The following is a 19,654-nucleotide window of genomic DNA, read 5'->3' on the forward strand; positions in this document are numbered from 1 at the left end:
CCCGAAGCGGGTCGCCGAAATGAGCTCTTCACCTCCGGATCGGGCAGCATCAGCGTCGGGCGCGAGGAGGTCGCTGCATTCGCCGGAGCTGATGGATCCTGCCGGGCCCGCCTCTGCGGGGCAGCTGGTCCTCGCAGGGGCCCGGGCGATCGCGCCGGTGTCGCGCCACCGCGGCCCGCGGGCTGAAGAGGCCTACTGGCGCGCGCGGGTGGACGAGCGCCGCGCCGCCGGCGACGCGCAAGGGGAGCGCGAGGCAGCCCTCGCCCTCGCGAGGATCCTCGCCGCGCGCGGCGTCGAGCTGGACCAGGCGACGGTGCTGGCGCGCCGGGCGCTCTCGCTGGGCGACGACCCGGCGATGAGGAGCGAGCTCGCCGGCTGGCTGGCCGGGCTGGGCGAGCCAGCCCTGGCCGCCGCGGCGCTGCGCGGCCTCCGCGACGACGCGCAGCCGCCCGGCGCGACGGCGCGGATGCTGGTGAAGATCGCCGTGCTCCTCGCGCGCGCCAGCGACGTCGCGGGCGCGGTCGACGCGCTCGAAGAGGCGAGCGAGCTCGCCCCGGACGACGCGATGGCGAGCGAGCTGCTCGGCACGATCGCGGCCTGGGCGTCGGACGAGGTGTTCCCCGCGGCCGCGGCGAAGGCGTACCTGGAGGCGGCCAAGCGGCGCGAAGCCGCGCGGGAGCGGGAGGCGGCGTTCGAGGATCGCCTGCGCGCCTTCGAGATCGCGCCTCACGACGACATGGCCGCCAAGGCCATGGCGGCCGCGCTCTTCTTGCGCAGCCGGCAGGGAGCGGCCGACGAGGTGCTCCGGACGCACGCCGACGCGCTCGCGGCGCGGGCGCCTCGCGGCGAGGGCGAGGCCCCTGGCCCCTCCGCCCTGCGACGCGCGATGGAGGTGCACGGCCACCGGCTCCAGGGCGCGACGAGCGAGGGCGACTGGGCGCGCGCCGTCGGGTGCGTGCTCGACGCGGGCCTCGACGGGGCGATCGACGGCGACGCCGCCCGCGCGATCGACGAGGTGCTCGAGCAGGCGGGGCTCTACGAGCTCGTGGCCGCGCGGATCGAGCTCAGGGCGGAGCAGCGGGTCGGGGCGTCGAGGGCCGAGGCGTACGTGGCGCTCGCGCGGCTCCACGCTGGCCCGCTCGCGAGCCCCGATCGCGCCGTGGAGGCCTGGATCGAGGCCGCGGCGAGCGACTCCGGCAGCGCCGCCGCGCGCTCCGCGCTGCGCGACCACGCGGCGACGCTGCACGACATGGCGCCCCTCGTCGAGGCGCTCATCCGCATCGGCGAGGGCTCGGACGCGAGGGCGACGGAGGACGCGGCGGGGCGGATCGACGCGCTCTCGGAGCTCGCGCGCCTCGCGGAAGAGAAGATCGGCGACCCCGGCCTCGCGCGCTGGGCGCTCGAGGCGCTGAGAGACGTCGGCGGCGACCCGACGCACGCCGAGGCAGGGCTCCAGCGGATCGCCGATCGGCTCAAGGGGCAGGACGAGGCGCTCGCCGCGGCGCAGCGCGCGCTCCGCGGCGCGGACACCGCCGAGGGGCGGATCGACGCGCTCCGCCGGCTCGTCGTGATTTACCGCGGCCGCCCGAAGGAGCGCGCGGCCTACGAGGAGGCGCTCGTGGGGCTCTCGCGGGCGCTGCCGGCCGACCGCGGCTGCCTGCTGGCGCTCGATCGGCTGAGCCGGCGGACCGGGGGAGGCGCCGCGCTCGACGCCCTGCTCCGCGCGCGGCTGGCCGAGGCGACGCGGGCGTCCTCGGAGGCCGAGGGCGCGCGCTCCGCGAGGTCCGAGGCGATCCGCGCGGCCTCGCTGACGCGGGTCGAGCTGGTGCGCGTAAGGCTCCTCCTGTCGGCGATCGCCCGGCGGCAAGGCCAGGACGCCCGCGCCCTGGACGAGGTGTTGCCGCTGCTCGGCGAGGCCCCGGGGCACCGCGGCGCGGCGAGCGCCGCGCTCGTGCTGGCCACGCGGACCGGGCGCCTGCGGGAGCGCGCCGACGCGCTCGTGCAGCTCGCCGCGCCGGTCTGGCCGGCGCTGCGCGCGGTGCTGCTCTCGATCGCCGCGGCGCTCTACCACCGGACGCAGCGGGCGCGCGAGGCGGCGCCCTCGCGCGAGGTCGCGCTGCTCGCCTGCGAGGCCGATCCGTCGTCCGCGCGCGCCGTGGCCACGCTCGCCTCCATCCTCACGGCAGATCTCGCCGCCGCCGCGGAGGCCGGCGAGGCGCCTCCGTTCGAGGTCGACCGGGCGGTGGCGGCCGCGATCGAGCGCTCCATCACCACGGTGTTCCCGCGCGGCGCGCTCTGCGACGGCCTCGCGAGGGCGCTGGAGGCGCTGGGCGAGCTGCCGCTCGCGCTCGCGTGGACCCAGCGCTGGCTCGCGCTGCGGCCAGGGTGCCCCCAGGCGACCGCGGAGCTCATCCGCCGCGCCGCGGCCGCCGGCGACGCGGCCCGGCTCTCGGACGCGCTCGCGTGGATCCTGGCGCAGCCCAAGCCGCTCGGCGAGATGGCGGCGGCGCTGGCGAGCGCGCTGCACGCCCTCTACGACCTCGATCCCGAGCGCGGCACGGCGCTCGCGAGGCGCTCGCTCGACGTCTTCGGCCCGCAGAACCCGCTCTTGCGCGAGCGGCTGCTGGAGCTCGCGCGCCGGGCGGGCGACCCTCACCTCGCGGTGACCGTGCTCGAGCGGTGGCTGGCCGTCGAGATCACGGCAGCGCACGCCCCCGAGCTGATGTTCATGCTCACCGATTGCCGGCTCGACGGCGGCGATCCGGACGGGGCAGCGCAGGAGCTCGCGCGCGCAGCCGCGGTGCAGGCGGATCCTCACGAGATCCTCGCGCGGGTCCAGCGCCTCGAGTCGTCGCTGCTCGACGCGAAGGGGCTCAGCTCCGACGGCGCCATCGCGCTGGCCGAGGCGAAGGCCCGGGCGTTCACCGCGCAGGGCGCCGGCGCGGCGGCGGAGGCCGCGGCCGCGTGGCGTGAGCTCGGCAGCCTGCGCTGGGACCTGGCGGAGGATCACCGGGGCGCCGAGGAGGCGTTCTTCCGCGCGAGCGAGCTCGCGCCGAGCGGCGGCACCGAGCGTTACGCGCGGGACATGTGCGAGTTCGCGGGCGTCGACGCGGCGATCGAGGCGATCGTCGCGCGCGCCGCGGAGGCGCGGAGCGAGAGGGGAGCGCAGCCCGCCGCGGACGAGAACAGGTGGTCGGGCGACGTCGGGCCCGAGCGGCGCAGGCGCGCCAACCTGCTGATCGAGGCCGCCAACCTGGCGCACGAGCACGGCCTGCCCGAGCGCGCGCTCTCCGCGGCGGCGAGCGCGATCGAGCTCGATCCCCTCCGCGCGGACGCCGTCGCGCTGGTCGAGAAATCGGCGGACGCCGACGGCGGCGTCGTCGTCCTCGACAAGACCTACCGGCTGCTCGCCGACGCGGCCCTGGGCTGCTACGGCCGCCGCGCCGCCCATTACCGCGCGGCGCGGCAGCTGGAGAGGCGCGGCGCGTTCGAGCTCGCGCTCGCGCACGCCGTGGCCAGCTTCGAGGCGGTCCCGACCGAGGGCACCTCGTACGTGCTGCTCGCTCGGCTCGCCGAGCACGTCGGCGAGCCGTCGGACGCCGTGCGCGCGCTCGAGCGGGTGGCGACGACGGCCGATCCGGCGTCGCGCAACGCGTGGTTGAAGCGCGCCGCGGCCCTCACCGGCCGCACGGAGGAGGGCCTCCGGCTGCGCCTCGACATCCTGCTCCGCGCGTTGGTCGTACGCCCGGATGCGGCGCTCGTCGAGGACGTCGGCGCGGCCATCCGCGATCTCATCGCGTGCACGGGGCAGCCGGAGGTCGAGGCCATCCGCTTCGACCGCGCGGTCAAGGCGAGCATCGCGAAGCTCGACGGCCCCGAGGGGGCCCGCGCGGGGCTCGCGATGGCGCGCATCGCCGTCGCCGTCCTCGACTCGCCCGCGCTCGCGCTCGCCGCGATCGAGCGCGCGATGCTCGCCGACGGCGACGTCGACGAGTTCCAGACGCTCCTCGACATCGTGGGCGAGCTCGCGCGGCAGACCGAGCCGGCGTCGCACCTCGTCGCGGCGGTGTACGCCGCAGCGATGAGGCCGCACTCGAGCGTCGGTCCGGGCCTGCTCAGGTGGGCGAGCAAGCTCGCTGGCGCCCTGAACGTGCCGCCGGTCGCCGCGGCGCTGCTCGTGGAGGCCGCCCGGCGCGCGCCGGAGGACGACGCGCTCGCGTACGAGGCGGAGGGGGCCGTCGAGGCCAGCGGGGACGAGGCGCTGAAGCGCTCGCTGGACGACGCCTTGCCGGTCGCGCGGCGCCTCGAGGCGCTGCTGCACCTCGCCGACAAACACGAGCGCGAGGGCCAGCGCGCCGAGGCCACCGTCGCCCTGGAGCGGGCGCTCGCCGGCGGGCAGCTCGTGGGCGAGACGCGCAACGAGGTGGTCACCCGGCTGCGCCGGCTGTACGCGGCCGAACGTCGCAGCGCCGATCTCGAGACGCTCGTCCAGTCCGAGCTCGCGCGCATCGATCTGCCGGATGCCGTCCGCCTCGGGTTGACGCGCGAGCACGCCGGCATCCTCGCCGCCGGCGGCGATCTCCATGGCGCGGTGGAGCTCCTCATGGAGGCCGCCCAGAGGACGCCCTTCGACAAGGCGCACATCGACGAGCTCATCCGGCTCGCGCGGAGCACCGACGATCGCCAGCGGCTCTTCGACGTGCTCACGCGCCTCCAGGGCATCCTGAGCGGCGACGAGGAGCGGCTGGTCGTGCTCCGTGAGCTCGCGCCGCTGGCCCAGGAGCTCGGCGATCGCGGCGCCGCGGTGGCGCTCTACGAGGCGATCGCCCGGCTGGATCTCACCGACATGCACGCCGTCGAGGTCGTCGAGCAGGACGCGAGCGACCGCGGCGATCACGCCGCGGTCGCCGCCCTCCTCGCGCGCCGCATCGAGGCGGCCCCGCTGCCGGACACGCGGCGCGCGCTGCGGCTCCGGCGCGCCGCCCTGCTCGAGCAGCGCCTCGGCCTCCTCGACGAGGCGTGCGCCGAGCTGGAGGCCCTGCTCGCGGCGTCACCGGACGACGTGAGCGCGCTGAGGTTCCTCGCGGACATCCACGAGCGGCTCGGGACGCCGCTCCGCGCCGCCCCGCTCTGGTGCAGGCTCGGCGATCTCGCGACGACCACCGACGAGCGGGCCGAGTACAGCCTCCGCGCGTGCAGCAGCTACCTCGGCGGCGGGGACGTCGAGTCCGCGAAGGACACGCTGGAGAGCGTCGCTCGCATCGCGCCGCGCGAGGCCGTGATCGAGCTCCGCGTCGAGATCGCCCGCCGGGAGGGGGACGGCCACGCGCTCGCCGCGGCGCTCGATCAGCTCGCCAGCGCGTCGCGCGACGCCCCCGACCGGCGCGCGCAGCTGCTGGTCGAGGCGGCGCGCGCCACCTCGATGCTCGGGGACGACGCGACGGCGCTCGAGCGCGCTCGCCGCGCCGTGAAGCTCGCCCCGGAGTCGCCCGACGCCGTCCTCGAGGCGCGCCGCATCGAGTATCGCCTGCGCGGGACCGGGACGCCGCGCGACGCGCAGGCCGCGGTGGAGGAGCTCGGCCGCATCGCGCCGCGCCTGCGCCCGGCGCACGTCGACCTGCACGCGTTCCTGCTCGCCGAGACGCTCGACGTCATCCAGGGCCACGGCGCCGGTATGCGGGAGCTGACCCGGCGCCACGCCGAGGTCGGCCCGAGCACGCTGGTCGCGCTCGGCATGGCGGAGCGCCTGGCCCTGAAGCGGAACTTCTCTGCCGCCCTCCCGCTGTTCGATCGTGCGCTCGGCGGCGATCTCCAGGGGATGCGCGCGCGCGGTCGGGTCGCGCTCGCCGCCGCCGAGACCGCTCAGAACGCCGGCGATCTCGAGGCGGCCGCGCGCCTGCTCGAGGAGGCCGCGGCGGAGCCGGAGACGCGCACGCTGGCGCTGCGCCGCCAGCTGGAGCTCACGGCTGCGCGAGGTGAGCCCGAGGCCGCCCGGAAGGCGCTCGAAGAGCTCGCCGCGCAGAGCTCGGGGATCGATCGCGCGCGGGCGCTGATGCAGCTCGCGCGCCTGCACGTGTCGAGCGACCCGGATCGCGCAGCGAAGATCCTCTCGCAGGCCACGGCGCTCGCGGGCTCGGATCGCTCGCTGGGGCTGAAGATCGCCGAGCTGAACGCCGAGCTGGCCAGCGAGCGGGCGACCCTGCCTCCCGAGGACGTACCCCAGGCTGCGACGCTCCGGGCAGCCGCGGCGGAGCCGGTCCAGGCGGCACCAGAGGCGCCGCCCAGCGCTGCGTCGGCGGCGAACGGCGCCGGACCCGCGAGCAGCCGCGCGCCGTCGAGCGGGGTCGGTCCGGCGAGCAGCCGCGCGCCGTTGGGCGGGGTCGGTCCGGCGAGCAGCCGCGCGCCGTCGAGCGGGGTCGGGCCGGCGAGCAGCCGCGCGCCGTCGAGCGGGGTCGGGCCGGCGAGCAGCCGCGCGCCGTCGAGCGGCGGCGCGCCTGCCTCGAGCAACCAGCACATCGATCTCGTCGAGCTCAACGACCCGCTCGACGAGGGGTTGATCGCCGACGACCCGTCGCAATCCACCTCTCCCGCGGTGTCGGACGACGATCTGCTCGACGGGGCGGCGAGCACCGCCGCCTCGCCGGCGCCGTCACCGAGCGCCGTGTCAGGTGCCGCGGAGAGCAACGCCGCGCGCGGCGGCGCCGCGTCGGGCCGCTCCAGCGCCGGCGCGCCGCAGCCCGGGCCCCCGGTCTCCGCCCCGGCGTCGATCCAGCCGCCCTCCTCCGCGACGCGGCTCGTGGCCGCGTGGTCGCCGTCCGCGGCCGAGAGCTTCGAGGAGGCAGCGCTCTTCCGCGAGCTCGCCGCGGGCTCGTACGACGCCGGCGAGCGGCTCATCAAGAGCTTCGCTCCGCGCGACGATCGCTCCCGGGAGGCGCTGGCGGTCCGACGGATGCAGGCCCACCTGCGCCTCGGCGATCGGGGCACCCTGGAGCGCCTCCAGGCGGCCGCGATCGCCGACAAGAACATGACCTACGCCCGCGCCATCGAGCACGTGCTGCGCGCCTTCGACGGTGACGAGCCGTCCGATCGGCCCGGCGAGGGCGTCGTCACGCCGCCGCCCCTCGCCGCGCAGCGCGACGCGCCGGAGCTCGTGAGCGCGCTGCTCTTCCGCGATCTGGAATCGCCGGTCAACGAGGCGCTCGCGATCGTCTGGGAGACGGGCCTCTACCGCCGCGACGCAGGCCAGTCCGGGCTCGTCCCCTCCGAGCGGATCCAGCCGACATCGCCCACCCTCCTCGGGGAGATCTACGGCGTCATGGCCGCTCACCTTGGCCTCTTGCGCACCGCGCTCTTCCACCAGCGCGCGCCCTTGCCTGCTCCGTCGCCGCCGGAGGGGCAGGTCGTCCGGGTCAACCCGCCGGCCGTGCTGCTGCGGGGCGAGGTCCGCGAGGACACCCCCGAGCTGCGTTACCTGCTCGGCGCTCAGCTCGCTGGCGCCATGCCCGACCATGTCCTGGTGAACACCAGCTCGGAGGATGAGCTCCGCACGCTGCTCTCCGCCATCGTCGCCGCGTTCGGGCCCCTGGAGGCCACCGCGCACAGCGCCCGCGGCAATCCGGCCGTGGTGCGGCTCGAGCAGAACCTCTGGCAGCTCATCCCCCCGCGCGCAGAGCGTCGCCTCCGCGAGATCTGCGACAGCGCCGACAAGATCACCTACGAGGGGGCCGTCAAGACGACCCGCACCGCGATGCGCCGCGCTGGCCTCTTCGCCGCGGGCAACGTCGCCACGGCCGTGCGCGCGACCCTCAAGGAGCGCGGCCTGGAGCTGGCGGTCCCGCTCTCCGACCCCGAAGGGCTCGCCGCTGCCTGCGCGGCGGTCCCCGAGATCGCCGATCTCGTACGCCTCGCGACGCGGATGGAGTACGCCGAAGCGCGATGGCAGCCTGGTACGGTGCCTTCACTCCGGCGGGTCGACACGGGAAGCTCGCGCTTCCGTGCAGGCACATAGGCGCCGCGGCACCCGCTGCGCGGACGTCGGTGGCGTCATGTTCCTCGCAGACCTCGCGCCCCCGCAGCGCCGACCGGAGCCCGGTCGTATCCCGTCTCACCCGAGCTTTCCCGTGTGCATGTCCGCGCTTCGCCTGGTTGCGATGATTGCGGGGTGGCCGCATCGGCGCATCCGTCTCGACGCGACAGCGCTGTCACAGCGCCGCCGCTGGTTGCGCGGCGCCCTGTCGAGCGGATGCACGCCACACGCTGCCCGGAACGCCGTCTGTCGGTTGGCACGAACATCGCCTTCTCGTTCGGGTGTGATTTTCCCCTGCGCCTGCTCGGGTGCGGACCCGTTCGGGCTCCGCGTGTCGCTCTCCTCAGCTCGGCGGCCACCGGTCGCCGGCGTCTCCGCGGAGCCGCGGCGCTCTCCCGCCGCACCGCCACGGGGGCGGTTTCTGCTCCGCGCTGCGCGCGCTGCGTCCTTGGCGAGGAGGGCGTCGTGAGCGCGCGACACGTCGTGTGCGCCGCGCTGCTCGCCTGCCTACCGACCTCGGTGGCCTGCGGCATTCCCCTCGAAATGGCGGACTCCGCCCCCTTGAACGCCTGCGACAGGTCGGTCGAGTGCGGCCCGGGGGCGACCTGCGCCGATGTCAGCGGGCAACGCGCGTGCGTCTCGACGAGCGCGAACCTCGACGGGCTCATCCTCGAGATCCGGCCGCGCGCCTCGCCCGAGCTGGGCGCCGAGGTCTCCCATCTCCTCGCCATCGATGCAGCGAGCGGCTTCCCTCCTCAGGACCCTGGCGGGCAGGTGCATTCCGTCGATCTCACGATCCCCATGCCCGCGAGCGTGAAGGCCACGGTGCGCCTCGGCGGCTCCTATTGCGAGAACCGCACCGGCGGGCTGCCTCCCCTGACCGGCGGGCAGTTCCCTGTGAAGGTCGAGTTCCGGCGCATCGCGCCGATCCTGGGCCTGCCCACCCAGAGCTACTCGACGCTCTCGGAGCCGGACGGCATCGACGGCCAGAGATTCCAGCTCTCGATCCCCGCAGGCGACTACCACATCTCGTTGATGCCGCAGGCGCGCGCCGACTGCCTCGACGACATCCCCCCGCCGATCTTCCTGCCGAACCAGGTGGTCCCCGAGCAGTGGACGCTCGGCATCAACGCCGAGGCGCCCGCCGTGCTCCAGGGCAGCTTGCAGGTGCCTGAGGGCGTTCGCGTCGACGGGTGGAAGCTCGATCTCGTCGACCCGGTGACAGGCAGCGTCCTCTCCCAGGTAGGCCTCCTCGAACAGGCCGAGCCCGACCCGCCGGCGACCGCGACGCAGGTCGGGTTCAGCGTGAAGTTCTACTGGACCGACAAGGACAGGAGCCCGCTCATCCGGCTGCGTCCGAAGGACGGCGTGCCGAGGCCCACGGTCTACTGGGAGCTCGCTGCGCTCGCGCTCCAGGGCTCCACGGGGAACCTGGACCTGTCGCTCCTCCAGCTCGACGCGGCGGCGCGCCGCGTGGAAGGTCAGACGCTCGACGTGAACGGCAACCCGGTGCTCTCCGCCGTCCGTATCCAGAGCGCCGTCATCGACAGGGCGCCCACCGCCGCCTACAAGCTGGACACCGAGACCGACGCGAACGGCCTCTTCCGTGCCGATCTCCCGCCAGGCGAGTACGTCCTCTTCGCGCAGCCGATCAACGACACCACCAAGGCGGCCGTCAAGCAGCCGCTCAAGTTCGCCGCCGGCGACGACTGCTACTGCGGTCAGTCGGTCGTCATCCCCGAGGCCGGGACGCTGCGCGGCCGCGTCCAGGGGCCCATGGGCGAGTTGATGGACGGCGCCAGCGTGTTCGCGGTCCCTGCCCGCGGCCAGGTCACGCCCTACATCGGCCAGGTGCTGACGCCCGGGCCGCTGCTGCCCCGGCAGGCGTCCGGGGTCCTCCGTGAGGGCGCGTTCTCGATCGGCATCGACCCAGGGGAGTTCGACTTCTCGGTCCGCCCGACGCCCGGCTCCGCCTTCCCGTGGCTCGTCAGGCCGCGCCTAACGGTCTCTGCGATGGACGCCGCGGTCACCGACCTCGAGCTCGCCATCTCGTTCCCGGCCGTGCTCCAGGGCGTCGTCCGCGACGCGTCGGGCGCCCGGCTCGGCGACGCCACGGTCGTGGCCTGGCTGCCGGTCCAGGGCGCGACAGCGCCGGAGACGAGGGGCATCCAGATCGGCGAGACCCGGTCGGCGGCCGATGGCTCCTATGTACTGCCACTCCCCCCATCGATGTCCCGGTGAAGTCGGAGCGAAAAAGGGCGGTACCAGCTCAGCGCGGAGCGAGATAGGCTAACGCCCGTGGCGCAGCCGACGCGCGGTGGGACATCGGAGCCTTCAACCGAGGATGGCCTGACCCTCGCGCCTCCTCTGCGCGGCGACCTGGGCCAGCGCGCCGACGAGGAGCGCGCGACCGGGACCTCGCTTCCGTCTGCGCAGGAGCTCGCGATCGCGCTGCACGAGGTCTCCAACGCGCTCACGGTCATCGTGGGGTGCATCGAGCGCGCGCAGGGCGAGCAAGGCCCCGAGCTGGGCCGCGCGCTCGGCGTCGCCGCGTCCCGCGCCCGCGACGCTCGCCGCCTGATCCGGCGGGCCATCGGCGCCGAGGGGCGTCCGGCCGGCGACGGCGAGGTCGCGTCGAGGCCGCTGGGGGAGCCGGCGCGCCTGATCGCCGACGTCATCGACGACGCCGTGATGGGGCTCGAGCCGGAGGCGCGCCGCTCGGCGATCGCGCTCCGCGCGGTGATCGAGCCCTCGGTCGCGCGCACCGGCGTGAGCAACGGCGCTGCGGTCGTGCAGATCTTGACGAACCTCCTGCTCAACGCCGTGGCGCTGTCGCCCCGCGGCTCGTCCGTCCGTGTCGATGCCAGGCTGGAGGGCGCCGCGGTCGTCATCGGCGTCGCGGACCAGGGGCCCGGCGTCCCGCTGTCGCGCCGAGCGACGCTGCTGAGCTCCGGCGTCTCGACGCGGCCTGGCGGAGCGGGCATCGGTCTCCGCCACTCCGCAGCGCTGGCGAGCGCTGCCGGCGGCGCGCTCGCGCTCGTGCCTTCGGAGGAAGGCGCTCGCTTCGAGCTGCGCTGGCCCGTCGAGGACACGCCGCCCGCCGACGCCCCGCCCGGCGAAGCAGGAGGCGAGGAAAAGCCGCCTGTGCCGCGGAACATGACGTCGCCGCCGCAGCACGGGACGATCCTTGATGGCGTCAGGATCCTGGTGGTCGAGGACGACGACGCGGTGGTGGATCTGCTCGACACGGCGCTCACCGCGCGCGGCGCGAGCATCGTCAGCGTGCAGAGCGCGGTCGAGCTCCCGGGGGCCCTCGCCTCCGGGCCGTTCCAGGCTGCGCTGCTCGACATCTCGCCCATCCAGCAGGACATCCTCGGCACCGTCTCCGCCGTGCGCAGGGCCAACCCGGACGTGCGGCTCGTGGTCATGTCCGGCAGCGCCGGCGCCGATCCTCTCCCTGCGAACGCCGGCGTCTCCTGGGTGCGCAAGCCGTTCGAGATCCGCGAGATCGTCGAGGCGCTCGTCCGCTGAAGAGCCCGCGGGCGAGGTGCGCGCAGCGCTCCGCGCGGTGCGGGCGTGCTCCTCGGGTGCGCGCTCCGGTCGCGCGCGCAGCCGTGGCAACCGGCGATCGGTCGAGGCCGCGAGGCCGCCGCGCCGGGCTGATCAGCGCGGGCGCTGCGCCGTGTGACGACGTTGTGAGGATTAGCTTGACTTCCCCGGCCAGCTGGGTAGGTTCCGTCCCGCAACCGCACTCGCGAAGGTGGCGGAATTGGCAGACGCACTAGCTTGAGGTGCTAGCGGGTAACACCGTGGGGGTTCAAGTCCCCCCCTTCGCACTCCCTGTCTCTCTCTCGACGCCTCATTCTCCACTCCTTGTGCACACATGGCTGAGCGCATTGCCTCGGCTCGTGTGCGGTACCGGTGGCGCTGCCCTTGTGTCTTGACGGGGCCGCCCGGTTTCGGAGCGCGCGTCTGAGTCTCGACGGCTTGCCCTGGCACCGCTGAGCGCTCGTCTGCGCCCAGCTGGACGCACGGCGATGCATGCGGGCAGCACATGGCGCGTGGGGAGTGGCGCTCCGGGGGGCGTGCGACAGACCGCCTGTTCGGGGCGAATGTCACACGAGCTCGCGCCGGGGATGCACAGGAGAGCGCGCCTGGGAGCCCTCAGGGCTCCTCCGAGCGGTTGGCCGACGTGTTGTTTCGGCGGCTGCCCCCGAGGCTTCTCGCTGGCTGTCGGATCCAGGTGATCCTCGCAGACTCGCTCGAGACGGACGATGGTGCATGTCCCTATCGCACTGGCGTTGACGCCAATCGATCCATCGGTTGTGCGCGCGAGGTGTCCGCGGCAGGGGCGCTTTGAACGCGGACCCATGCTGTTCGTGGAGGGTCCACTCAGCATGTTCCAGCGTGGAGTCCGGGGTGCCACGATGACCGTGTCGTGCGCATTCCTGCTCAATCCTTCGTTCGGGCGCGCGTCGACGGCGTGCACAGGCTTGCATCGGTCGCCGAGCGGCCTGGTCGGGCTCGATCGAACGCCTTCCTTGACGCCCGTCTGGTCCTCCCCCACGCTCGCATCGGATGTTCCGCCTCCGGCGACCCCATCGTGACCGCAGCGCGATCCTTCGCTGGATCCGCGCCGCGCTCCCGGTGCTGCTCGTCGTCGGTCTCATGGCGCAGGGCCACACCCTCCAGGCGCTCGGCATGACGATCGCTTGCGAGCACCCGATGCTCGAGGCGTCGTCGGCCCATCACGAGGAGGACGCGGCGCCGGACAGCTCCCACGAGGACTGTCCGCCCAGCTGCAGCGACTGCGCTTGTGGCCGTATCCCCATGACGCTGTCCGTCGGCGCCGCGCTGCCCTACATCCTCCTGGAGGCGTACGAGATCGCCGCGTCGACGCTGCCGGAAATGCCAGGGCGCAGCCTCCCTCACCGCCTCGAACGGCCACCCCGACACCCGCGCGCCTGAGGCGCCCTCGTCAGGTGTCGCACCCGCGAGCACGGCAGCAGCGCACAGGCGTTTGAGCGCCCCTGCGCCGCGCCGCCGTGAGCTCGGCCCTCTCACGCGATCCTGACCGGGCACAACCGCGGTTCTTCGCGCGAGCGCTCCACGCGCTCGAGGGCTGTCCGTCCATGCTCCGTCCCCCCGTGCGTCGTCTGTTCGTCGCTACCTCGCTCGCCCTGTACCTCCTGTCGATCGCGCCCCCGGCGGCCCTCGCCGCAGAGCCGCCCCTCACCCGCGCCCGCGTCGCCGACCTCGCCCGCGCAGCCCCGAGCGCGCGCGTGGCCACGGCGGAGGCCGGCGTCGCCCGCGCCGCGACCTCGGCCGCTGGCGCGATTTCCCTCGAGAACCCCGTGCTGACCGGCATGGGCGGCGTTCGGCTCAACCCCGACGGGAGCAAGCCAGTGGCCGTTTCGGCGTCCCTCGCGTGGCCGATCGAGCTCGGCGGCCAGCGAGGCGAGCGCATCGCAGCCGCGAAGGCCGAGCAGCGCGCCGCCGAGATCGGCGCCGAGGACGGCCGGCGCCGCGTCCTGCTCGCCGCCCTGCTCCAGCACGCCCTCGTGCTCCGGGGCGAGCGGCAGGTGCAGCTCGCCCGCGCCCGCGTCGCGCTCGCAGAGCGCCTCCACGCCGCCGCGGAGCGCCAGCGCAAGGCAGGCGAGGTGCCGGAGGTCGATGTCGCCCTGGCGTCGCTCCAGAAAGGGCGCGACCAGGCGGCCGCGAAGGCGGCGGAAGGCACACGCGACGCCGACGAGGCGGCGCTCCTCGGCCTGCTCGGCCTCCCCTTGCGAGCAGCGCAGCAGCTGCCCCCGGTGGAGGGGCCCCTCGTGCCGCCTGACGATCCGCCGCCGCTCGCGTCGATCCTCGGCGACCTGGGACGGCGCCCCGATGTCGGGGCCGCCGAGGCTTCGGTCGACGCCGCGCGGGCCAGGGCGGAGCGCGAGCGGGCGGCCGGGTGGCCCACCGTCAACGTCGTCGCCCAGGTCGAGCGCGACGACGGCGCGAACATCGGCCTGCTCGGCCTCGCCATCCCGCTGCCGATCCTCAACGCCAACCGCGCCGGCGCCGCGACCGCCGCCGCGGAGATCGATGTCGCCCAGGCCCGCGCCGAGGCCGCGCGGACCGGCGCCGCGGGCCACATCACCCAGCTCTACGCGCGTTACAAGGCGACGAAAGAGGCCCTCCACGCGCTGACACCGACGGCCACCCTGATGGAACAGGCGGCCGCGATCTCGGCGCGAGGGTACGAGCTCGGCGAGAAAGATCTCGCGAGCGTCCTCCTGGTGCGGCGTGAGGTCATCGACGCCGAGGCGGCGCTGCTGGAGGCCGAGCACGCCCACGCGGCGGCCAAGATCGAGCTCCTGGTCGCCGCGGGGAGGGCGCCCCGATGAGCGCTCCTCCGCGGAAGATAGAGCTTTCCCCGAAGGTGATCGCCGCGATCGCCGCCGCGGCCCTGGCGCTCGTCGTCGCGGCCGTCGCCATCACGGTGCGCGTCGAGCATGGACGCCACGGGCACGATCGCGAGGCCGGCCATGAGGAGCACGACGGGCATCAGCACGGCGAGGAGGAGGGAGCGCACGGCGATGGCCACGACCGCGATCACGACCACGCGGAGAAGCACGCGCCGGACGAGCCCGGGGAAGCGCACGCCCACGGCGACAGGCTCAAGCTGTCGCCCGCGATGATCCAGAACGCCGGGCTGGAGATGCTCACCGCCGGACCGGGCAATGTCGCGGTGACGGTCACCCTCCCCGGCGAGGTCGCGCTCAACGCGGAGGCCATCGCGCACGTCACGCCCCGCGTGCCGGGGACGGCGCGAGAGGTGAAGAAGCAGCTGGGCGACGCGGTCACGCGAGGAGAGGTGCTCGCCGTGCTCGATAGCCGCGAGCTCGCCGAGCTCCAGCGCGAGCTCCTGGCGGCCAAGGAGCGCCTCTCCCTCGCCGAGGCGAGCTTCACGCGCCACGAGGCGCTCTGGAAGGAGCGCATCTCGGCCGAGAAGGAGTACCTCGCGGCCAGGCAGGCCGTCGCCGAGGCACGGATCGAGCACCGCAGCGCCGCCCAGAAGCTCAACGCCGCCGCAGGCTCGGGCGCGGGCAAGGGCAGCGGTTACGCGCTGGTCGCCCCCATCGACGGCACCATCATCGAGAAGCACATCGCCATCGGTGAGGTGCTCAAGGAAGACACCCAGGTCTTCGTGATCGCCGACCTGTCCACCATCTGGGTCAACGTCACCGTCTACGCCAAGGACCTCAGCCGCGCGCGGATCGGCCAGACGGCCTGGGTCAAGGCCGAGGGGATCGAGCAGAGCGCGCAGGGCACGCTGGCGTACCTCGGGCAGGTCGTCGATGAGCAGAGCCGCTCCGCCGTGGCCCGCGTCGTCCTCCAGAGCCCGGGCGCTGCGTGGCGCCCCGGGCTCTTCGCGACCGCCGACATCGCCGTCGAGGAGGCGGCCGCGCCCGTGGTCGTCTCCGAGGAGGCCATCCAGCGGGTCGAGGGCAAGGACGTCGTCTTCGTCGAGGAAGGCGACGCCTTCGAGGCCCGCCCCGTGAAGATCGGGCGCCGTGGCACGAGCGGGGTGGGGTTCGGGGCGCAGGGCGCCGATAGGCGACCCGGAGCCCCGAACGCCGAACCGGAGGGCGCAGGCGGGCGGCCCGCGGCCCCCGCCGTCGAACCGCCGCGCGGCGCGCCGGTCGTCGAGATCGAGGCCGGCGTCGCGGCCGGCGAGCGCTACGTCGGCAAGAACAGCTTCATCCTCAAGGCGGAGCTCGGCAAATCCGAGGCCGGACACCAGCACTGAGGAGCGCGAGGACCCCATGCTCACCTTGCTCTCGCGGCTCCTGTCCGTCTCGATCCGCCATCGCTTCCTCGTCGTCGCCATCACCCTCGCGGTCGGCGCGCTCGGGGCCTACAACTTCACCCGCCTGCCGATCGACGCGGTCCCGGACATCACCAACGTCCAGGTGCAGATCAACACGTCGGTCAAGGCGCTCTCCCCCGTGGAGGTCGAGCGCCAGATCACCTTCCCCATCGAGTGGGCCATGGGCGGGATCCCGGGCGTCCAGCAGGTGCGCTCGCTGTCCCGTTACGGGCTCTCCCAGGTGACGGTGATCTTCGAGGACGGCACCGACATCTACTGGGCGAGGCAGCTCGTGGCCGAGCGCCTGGGCGCCGCGAAGGAGAGCCTGCCGCCAGGGCTCGGCGAGCCGCAGCTGGGCCCCATCGCGACCGGCCTCGGCGAGATCTACATGTGGACCCTCGAGGCCGCGCCGGACGCCAGGCGGCCCGACGGCAAGCCGTACGATCTGACCGATCTACGCACGATCCAGGACTGGATCGTGCGGCCGCAGGTCCGGACCGTGCCTGGGGTGACGGAGGTCAACTCGATCGGCGGCCACGAGCGGCTGTACCAGGTCTCGCCGGATCCGGCGAAGCTCGTCGGCTACGGGCTCTCGTTCCGCGACGTGCTCGAGGCCCTCGCGGGCAACAACGCCAACGCGGGCGGAGGGTACATCGAGCACAAGGGCGAGCAGTACCTCGTCCGCGCCACGGGCCTCGTGCAGAGCGAGGACGACATCCGGGGCATCGTCGTCGGCAACCACCGCGAGGCGCCGATCCGGATCGAGGACGTCGCCGAGGTCAGCATCGGCCAGGAGCTCCGCACGGGGGCGGCCACCGAGGACGGAGAAGAAGCGGTCATCGGCACGGCCATCATGCTCGTCGGCGAGAACGGCCGCGCCGTCTCCAGGCGGGTGGACGACCAGATCAAGGTGGTCAACAAGTCGCTGCCCGCGGGCGTGACGGTCAAGACCGTCTACGACCGCACCTACCTCGTCGACGCCACCCTGAGCACCGTCAGGAACAGCCTTCTCGAAGGGGCGGCGCTGGTCGTCGTGGTGCTCTTCCTCCTGCTCGGCAACCTCCGGGCCGCGCTCATCGCCGCGCTCGCGATCCCGTTCTCGATGCTGATCGCCGTCACCGGCATGGTCGAGAGCAAGATCAGCGGCAACCTGATGAGCCTCGGCGCCATCGACTTCGGGCTCATCGTCGACGGCTCGGTGATCATCGTCGAGAACTGCGTGCGGCGCTTCGCCGAGGAGCAGCGCCGGCTCGGGCGCGTGCTCACCCGCGAAGAGCGGCTCGACCTCGCCTACGAGGCGTCCCAGGAGGTCCGTCAGGCGACGATCTTCGGTGAGCTCATCATCGCGATCGTCTACCTGCCCATCCTCACGCTGACCGGCATCGAGGGGAAGATGTTCCGGCCGATGGCGCAGACCGTCGTCCTGGCGCTCGCGGGGGCGACGATCCTGTCGATGACGTTCATCCCGGCGCTCGTGGCGCTGCTCCTCAAGGGCAACGTGTCGGAGAAGGAGAACCTCCTCTTTCACCACGCGAAGCGCGCCTACGGGAGGGCGCTCGCCTGGGCGCTGTCCCACAGGCCGATCGTTGTCGCGATCGCGGGCGTCGTCCTCGCCGCCTCCGGCCTGGTCGCCGCGGGGCTCGGCAGCGAGTTCGCCCCCAAGCTGAGCGAGGGGGCGCTCGCGCTCCAGCCGGCGCGCATCCCGTCGATCAGCCTCACGACGAGCGTGGCCATGCAGGCGCAGCTCGAGCGCCTCCTCAGGGAGCGGTTCCCGGACGAGATCGAGCACGTCTTCGCGAGGACCGGGACGGCCGAGGTCGCGACCGATCCGATGGGCCCGAACGTCTCCGACACCTACCTGATGCTGCGGCCGCGGAGCGCGTGGAAGAAGGCGAAGACGCAGGAGGAGCTCGCCGAGGCCATCGAGGCGGTGATCCACGAGCTGCCGGGGCAGAACTACGAGTTCAGCCAGCCGATCGAGCTCCGGTTCAATGAGCTCATCAGCGGCGTGCGGAGCGACGTCGCGGTCAAGGTCTTCGGCGACGACCTCGACGTGATGCTCGAGGAGGCCAGCAGGATCGGCGCGCTCCTCGGGGCGACGCCGGGCGCCGCCGACGTCAAGGTGGAGCAGGTCACGGGCCTGCCGGTGCTGACCATCGACGTGGATCGGCGCATGGTGGCCCGCTACGGGCTCAACGTCGCCGACGTGCAGGCGGTCGTCGAGGCAGCGATCGGGGGCGTGAGCGCCGGCGAGGTCTTCGAGGGGGACAAGCGCTTCGATCTGGTGCTCCGGCTGCCCGACTCCATCCGCCGCGACATCGGGGCCCTCGAGCGGCTCCCGATCCCGCTCCGGAGCAAGGGGGGCCACGCGACCGGACCGAGCGGCCCGACCATCGCCGCGGCGGCCGGCGCGCTCGAGCGGGCGGCGTTCGTGCCGCTCGGCGCGGTGGCGAAGATCGGCGTGGAAGAGGGCCCGAACCAGGTCAGCCGGGAGAGCGGCAAGCGCCGCGTCGTCGTCCAGTGCAACGTGCGCGGGCGCGACCTCGGCGGCTTCGTCGCCGACGCCGAGGCGCGGATCGACGCCGAGATCAAGCTCCCGCCGGGCTACTGGATGTCCTGGGGCGGCCAGTTCGAGAACATGCTCGCCGCCCAGCGGCGCCTCGCCGTGGTGGTCCCTGGGGCGCTCGGGCTGATCTTCGGCCTGCTCTTCCTCTCCGTCGGGACGCTCAGGAACGCCGCGCTGATCTTCACCGGCGTCCCGCTCGCGCTCACCGGCGGCGTCCTCGCGCTCTGGGGCCGCGGGCTCCCGCTCTCGATCTCGGCGGCCGTGGGCTTCATCGCGCTCTCGGGCGTCGCCGTGCTGAACGGGCTCGTGATGGTGACGTTCATCGAGAACCTGCGGCAGCGCGGCGAGGCGCTCGACGACGCCGTGCTCCACGGCTCGATCGGGCGGCTCCGCCCCGTGCTCATGACGGCGCTCGTCGCGGCGCTCGGCTTCGTCCCGATGGCGCTCGCCACCGGCACCGGCTCCGAGGTGCAGCGCCCGCTCGCGACGGTCGTCATCGGCGGGATCCTCTCGTCCACGACGCTCACGCTCGTCGTCCTGCCGGTCCTCTACCGGCTGACCCATCGACAGGAAAGCTCGACATGAACCGACCCTGGCTCGCCCTCGTTCTCTACGGGATCTACCTTGCGCTCGCGTTCGGATGGCGCTCGCTCAGGCAGCTCCGCGCGACGGGATCGGCGGGCTTCCGTGGCATCTCGGGGCCACCCGGGTCGCTGCCGTGGCTCGGCGGCGTGCTCTTCGTGATCGCGCTCGTCCTGGGAGCGCTGGCCCCCGTCGCGGAGCTCGCGGCCTGGATCGGGCCCCTCGCCGATCCCGGCTCGCCCCTCGTCGGCCTCGGCGCGGCCATGACGATCTCGGGGACGCTCGGCACGCTCTGGTCCCAGGGCGCGATGGGCGCGTCCTGGCGCGTCGGCGTCAGCGAGGCGGAGCGCACGGGCCTCGTCACCGGAGGCCCGTTCGCGCTGGTGCGGAACCCTGTCTTCAGCTTCATGATGCTGGCCGCGCTCGGGCTGCTGCTGATCCTCCCGAACGCGGCCGCGCTCGCCTCGCTCGTCGCGCTGGTCATCGCGATCGAGCTGCAGGTCCGCCTCGTCGAGGAGCCGTACCTCCTGCGCACCCACGGCGGCGCGTACGCGGCCTACTGCGCGAAGGTCGGCCGCTTCCTGCCCGGGATCGGCCGAGGGAGCGCGCCGCCGTCGCCCTGACG

At 74.0% G+C, this 19,654-nt stretch carries 8 protein-coding genes and 1 tRNA gene; all 9 read left to right on the forward strand.

From position 1 onward, the window contains the following. Nucleotides 1-91 precede the first annotated feature (91 nt). Nucleotides 92-8,008: a hypothetical protein gene (locus WME82_RS47165; protein WP_438040671.1), complete on the forward strand. Its 7,917-nt coding sequence runs from the start codon at nt 92-94 to the stop codon at nt 8,006-8,008. Nucleotides 8,009-8,491: 483 nt separating this feature from the next. Beyond that, the gene (locus tag WME82_RS47170; RefSeq protein ID WP_438040672.1) at nt 8,492-10,267 is read left to right on the forward strand and encodes a carboxypeptidase-like regulatory domain-containing protein; all 1,776 of its coding nucleotides are present in this window, start codon (nt 8,492-8,494) and stop codon (nt 10,265-10,267) included. A 57-nt stretch (nt 10,268-10,324) separates the two neighbouring features. Next, on the forward strand, nt 10,325-11,557 hold the full coding sequence (locus WME82_RS47175) for an ATP-binding protein (RefSeq protein WP_438040673.1): 1,233 nt from the start codon (nt 10,325-10,327) through the stop codon (nt 11,555-11,557). Nucleotides 11,558-11,780: 223 nt separating this feature from the next. Next, nucleotides 11,781-11,862, forward strand: a tRNA-Leu gene (locus WME82_RS47180). A 742-nt stretch (nt 11,863-12,604) separates the two neighbouring features. Beyond that, complete coding sequence (locus tag WME82_RS47185; RefSeq protein ID WP_438040674.1) at nt 12,605-12,994, forward strand: hypothetical protein; 390 nt, start codon at nt 12,605-12,607, stop codon at nt 12,992-12,994. Nucleotides 12,995-13,158: 164 nt separating this feature from the next. Beyond that, a complete protein-coding gene (locus WME82_RS47190) occupies nt 13,159-14,415 on the forward strand; it encodes a TolC family protein (RefSeq protein WP_438040675.1) in 1,257 nt (418 codons plus the stop codon). Then, nucleotides 14,412-15,821: an efflux RND transporter periplasmic adaptor subunit gene (locus WME82_RS47195; RefSeq protein ID WP_438040676.1), complete on the forward strand. Its 1,410-nt coding sequence runs from the start codon at nt 14,412-14,414 to the stop codon at nt 15,819-15,821. Before WME82_RS47190 ends, WME82_RS47195 begins: the two co-directional genes overlap by 4 nt. A 16-nt stretch (nt 15,822-15,837) precedes the next feature. Next, the gene (locus WME82_RS47200; protein WP_438040677.1) at nt 15,838-19,032 is read left to right on the forward strand and encodes an efflux RND transporter permease subunit; all 3,195 of its coding nucleotides are present in this window, start codon (nt 15,838-15,840) and stop codon (nt 19,030-19,032) included. Beyond that, on the forward strand, nt 19,029-19,652 hold the full coding sequence (locus WME82_RS47205; protein ID WP_438040678.1) for a methyltransferase: 624 nt from the start codon (nt 19,029-19,031) through the stop codon (nt 19,650-19,652). The genes WME82_RS47200 and WME82_RS47205 overlap by 4 nt, the downstream gene beginning before the upstream one ends. Nucleotides 19,653-19,654: the final 2 nt, after the last annotated feature.

The organism is Sorangium sp. So ce128 (assembly GCF_051525245.1).
Taxonomy (GTDB): Bacteria; Myxococcota_A; Polyangia; order Polyangiales; family Polyangiaceae; genus Sorangium; species Sorangium cellulosum_B.

Excerpts from the sequence above, each read along its gene's own strand:
- WME82_RS47165 (WP_438040671.1), top strand. The coding sequence starts at position 92 with ATGGATCCTGCCGGGCCCGCCTCTGCGGGGCAGCTGGTCCTCGCAGGG.
- WME82_RS47185 (WP_438040674.1), top strand. The coding sequence starts at position 12,605 with ATGTTCCGCCTCCGGCGACCCCATCGTGACCGCAGCGCGATCCTTCGC.
- WME82_RS47190 (WP_438040675.1), top strand. The coding sequence starts at position 13,159 with ATGCTCCGTCCCCCCGTGCGTCGTCTGTTCGTCGCTACCTCGCTCGCC.
- WME82_RS47195 (WP_438040676.1), top strand. The coding sequence starts at position 14,412 with ATGAGCGCTCCTCCGCGGAAGATAGAGCTTTCCCCGAAGGTGATCGCC.
- WME82_RS47200 (WP_438040677.1), top strand. The coding sequence starts at position 15,838 with ATGCTCACCTTGCTCTCGCGGCTCCTGTCCGTCTCGATCCGCCATCGC.
- WME82_RS47205 (WP_438040678.1), top strand. The coding sequence starts at position 19,029 with ATGAACCGACCCTGGCTCGCCCTCGTTCTCTACGGGATCTACCTTGCG.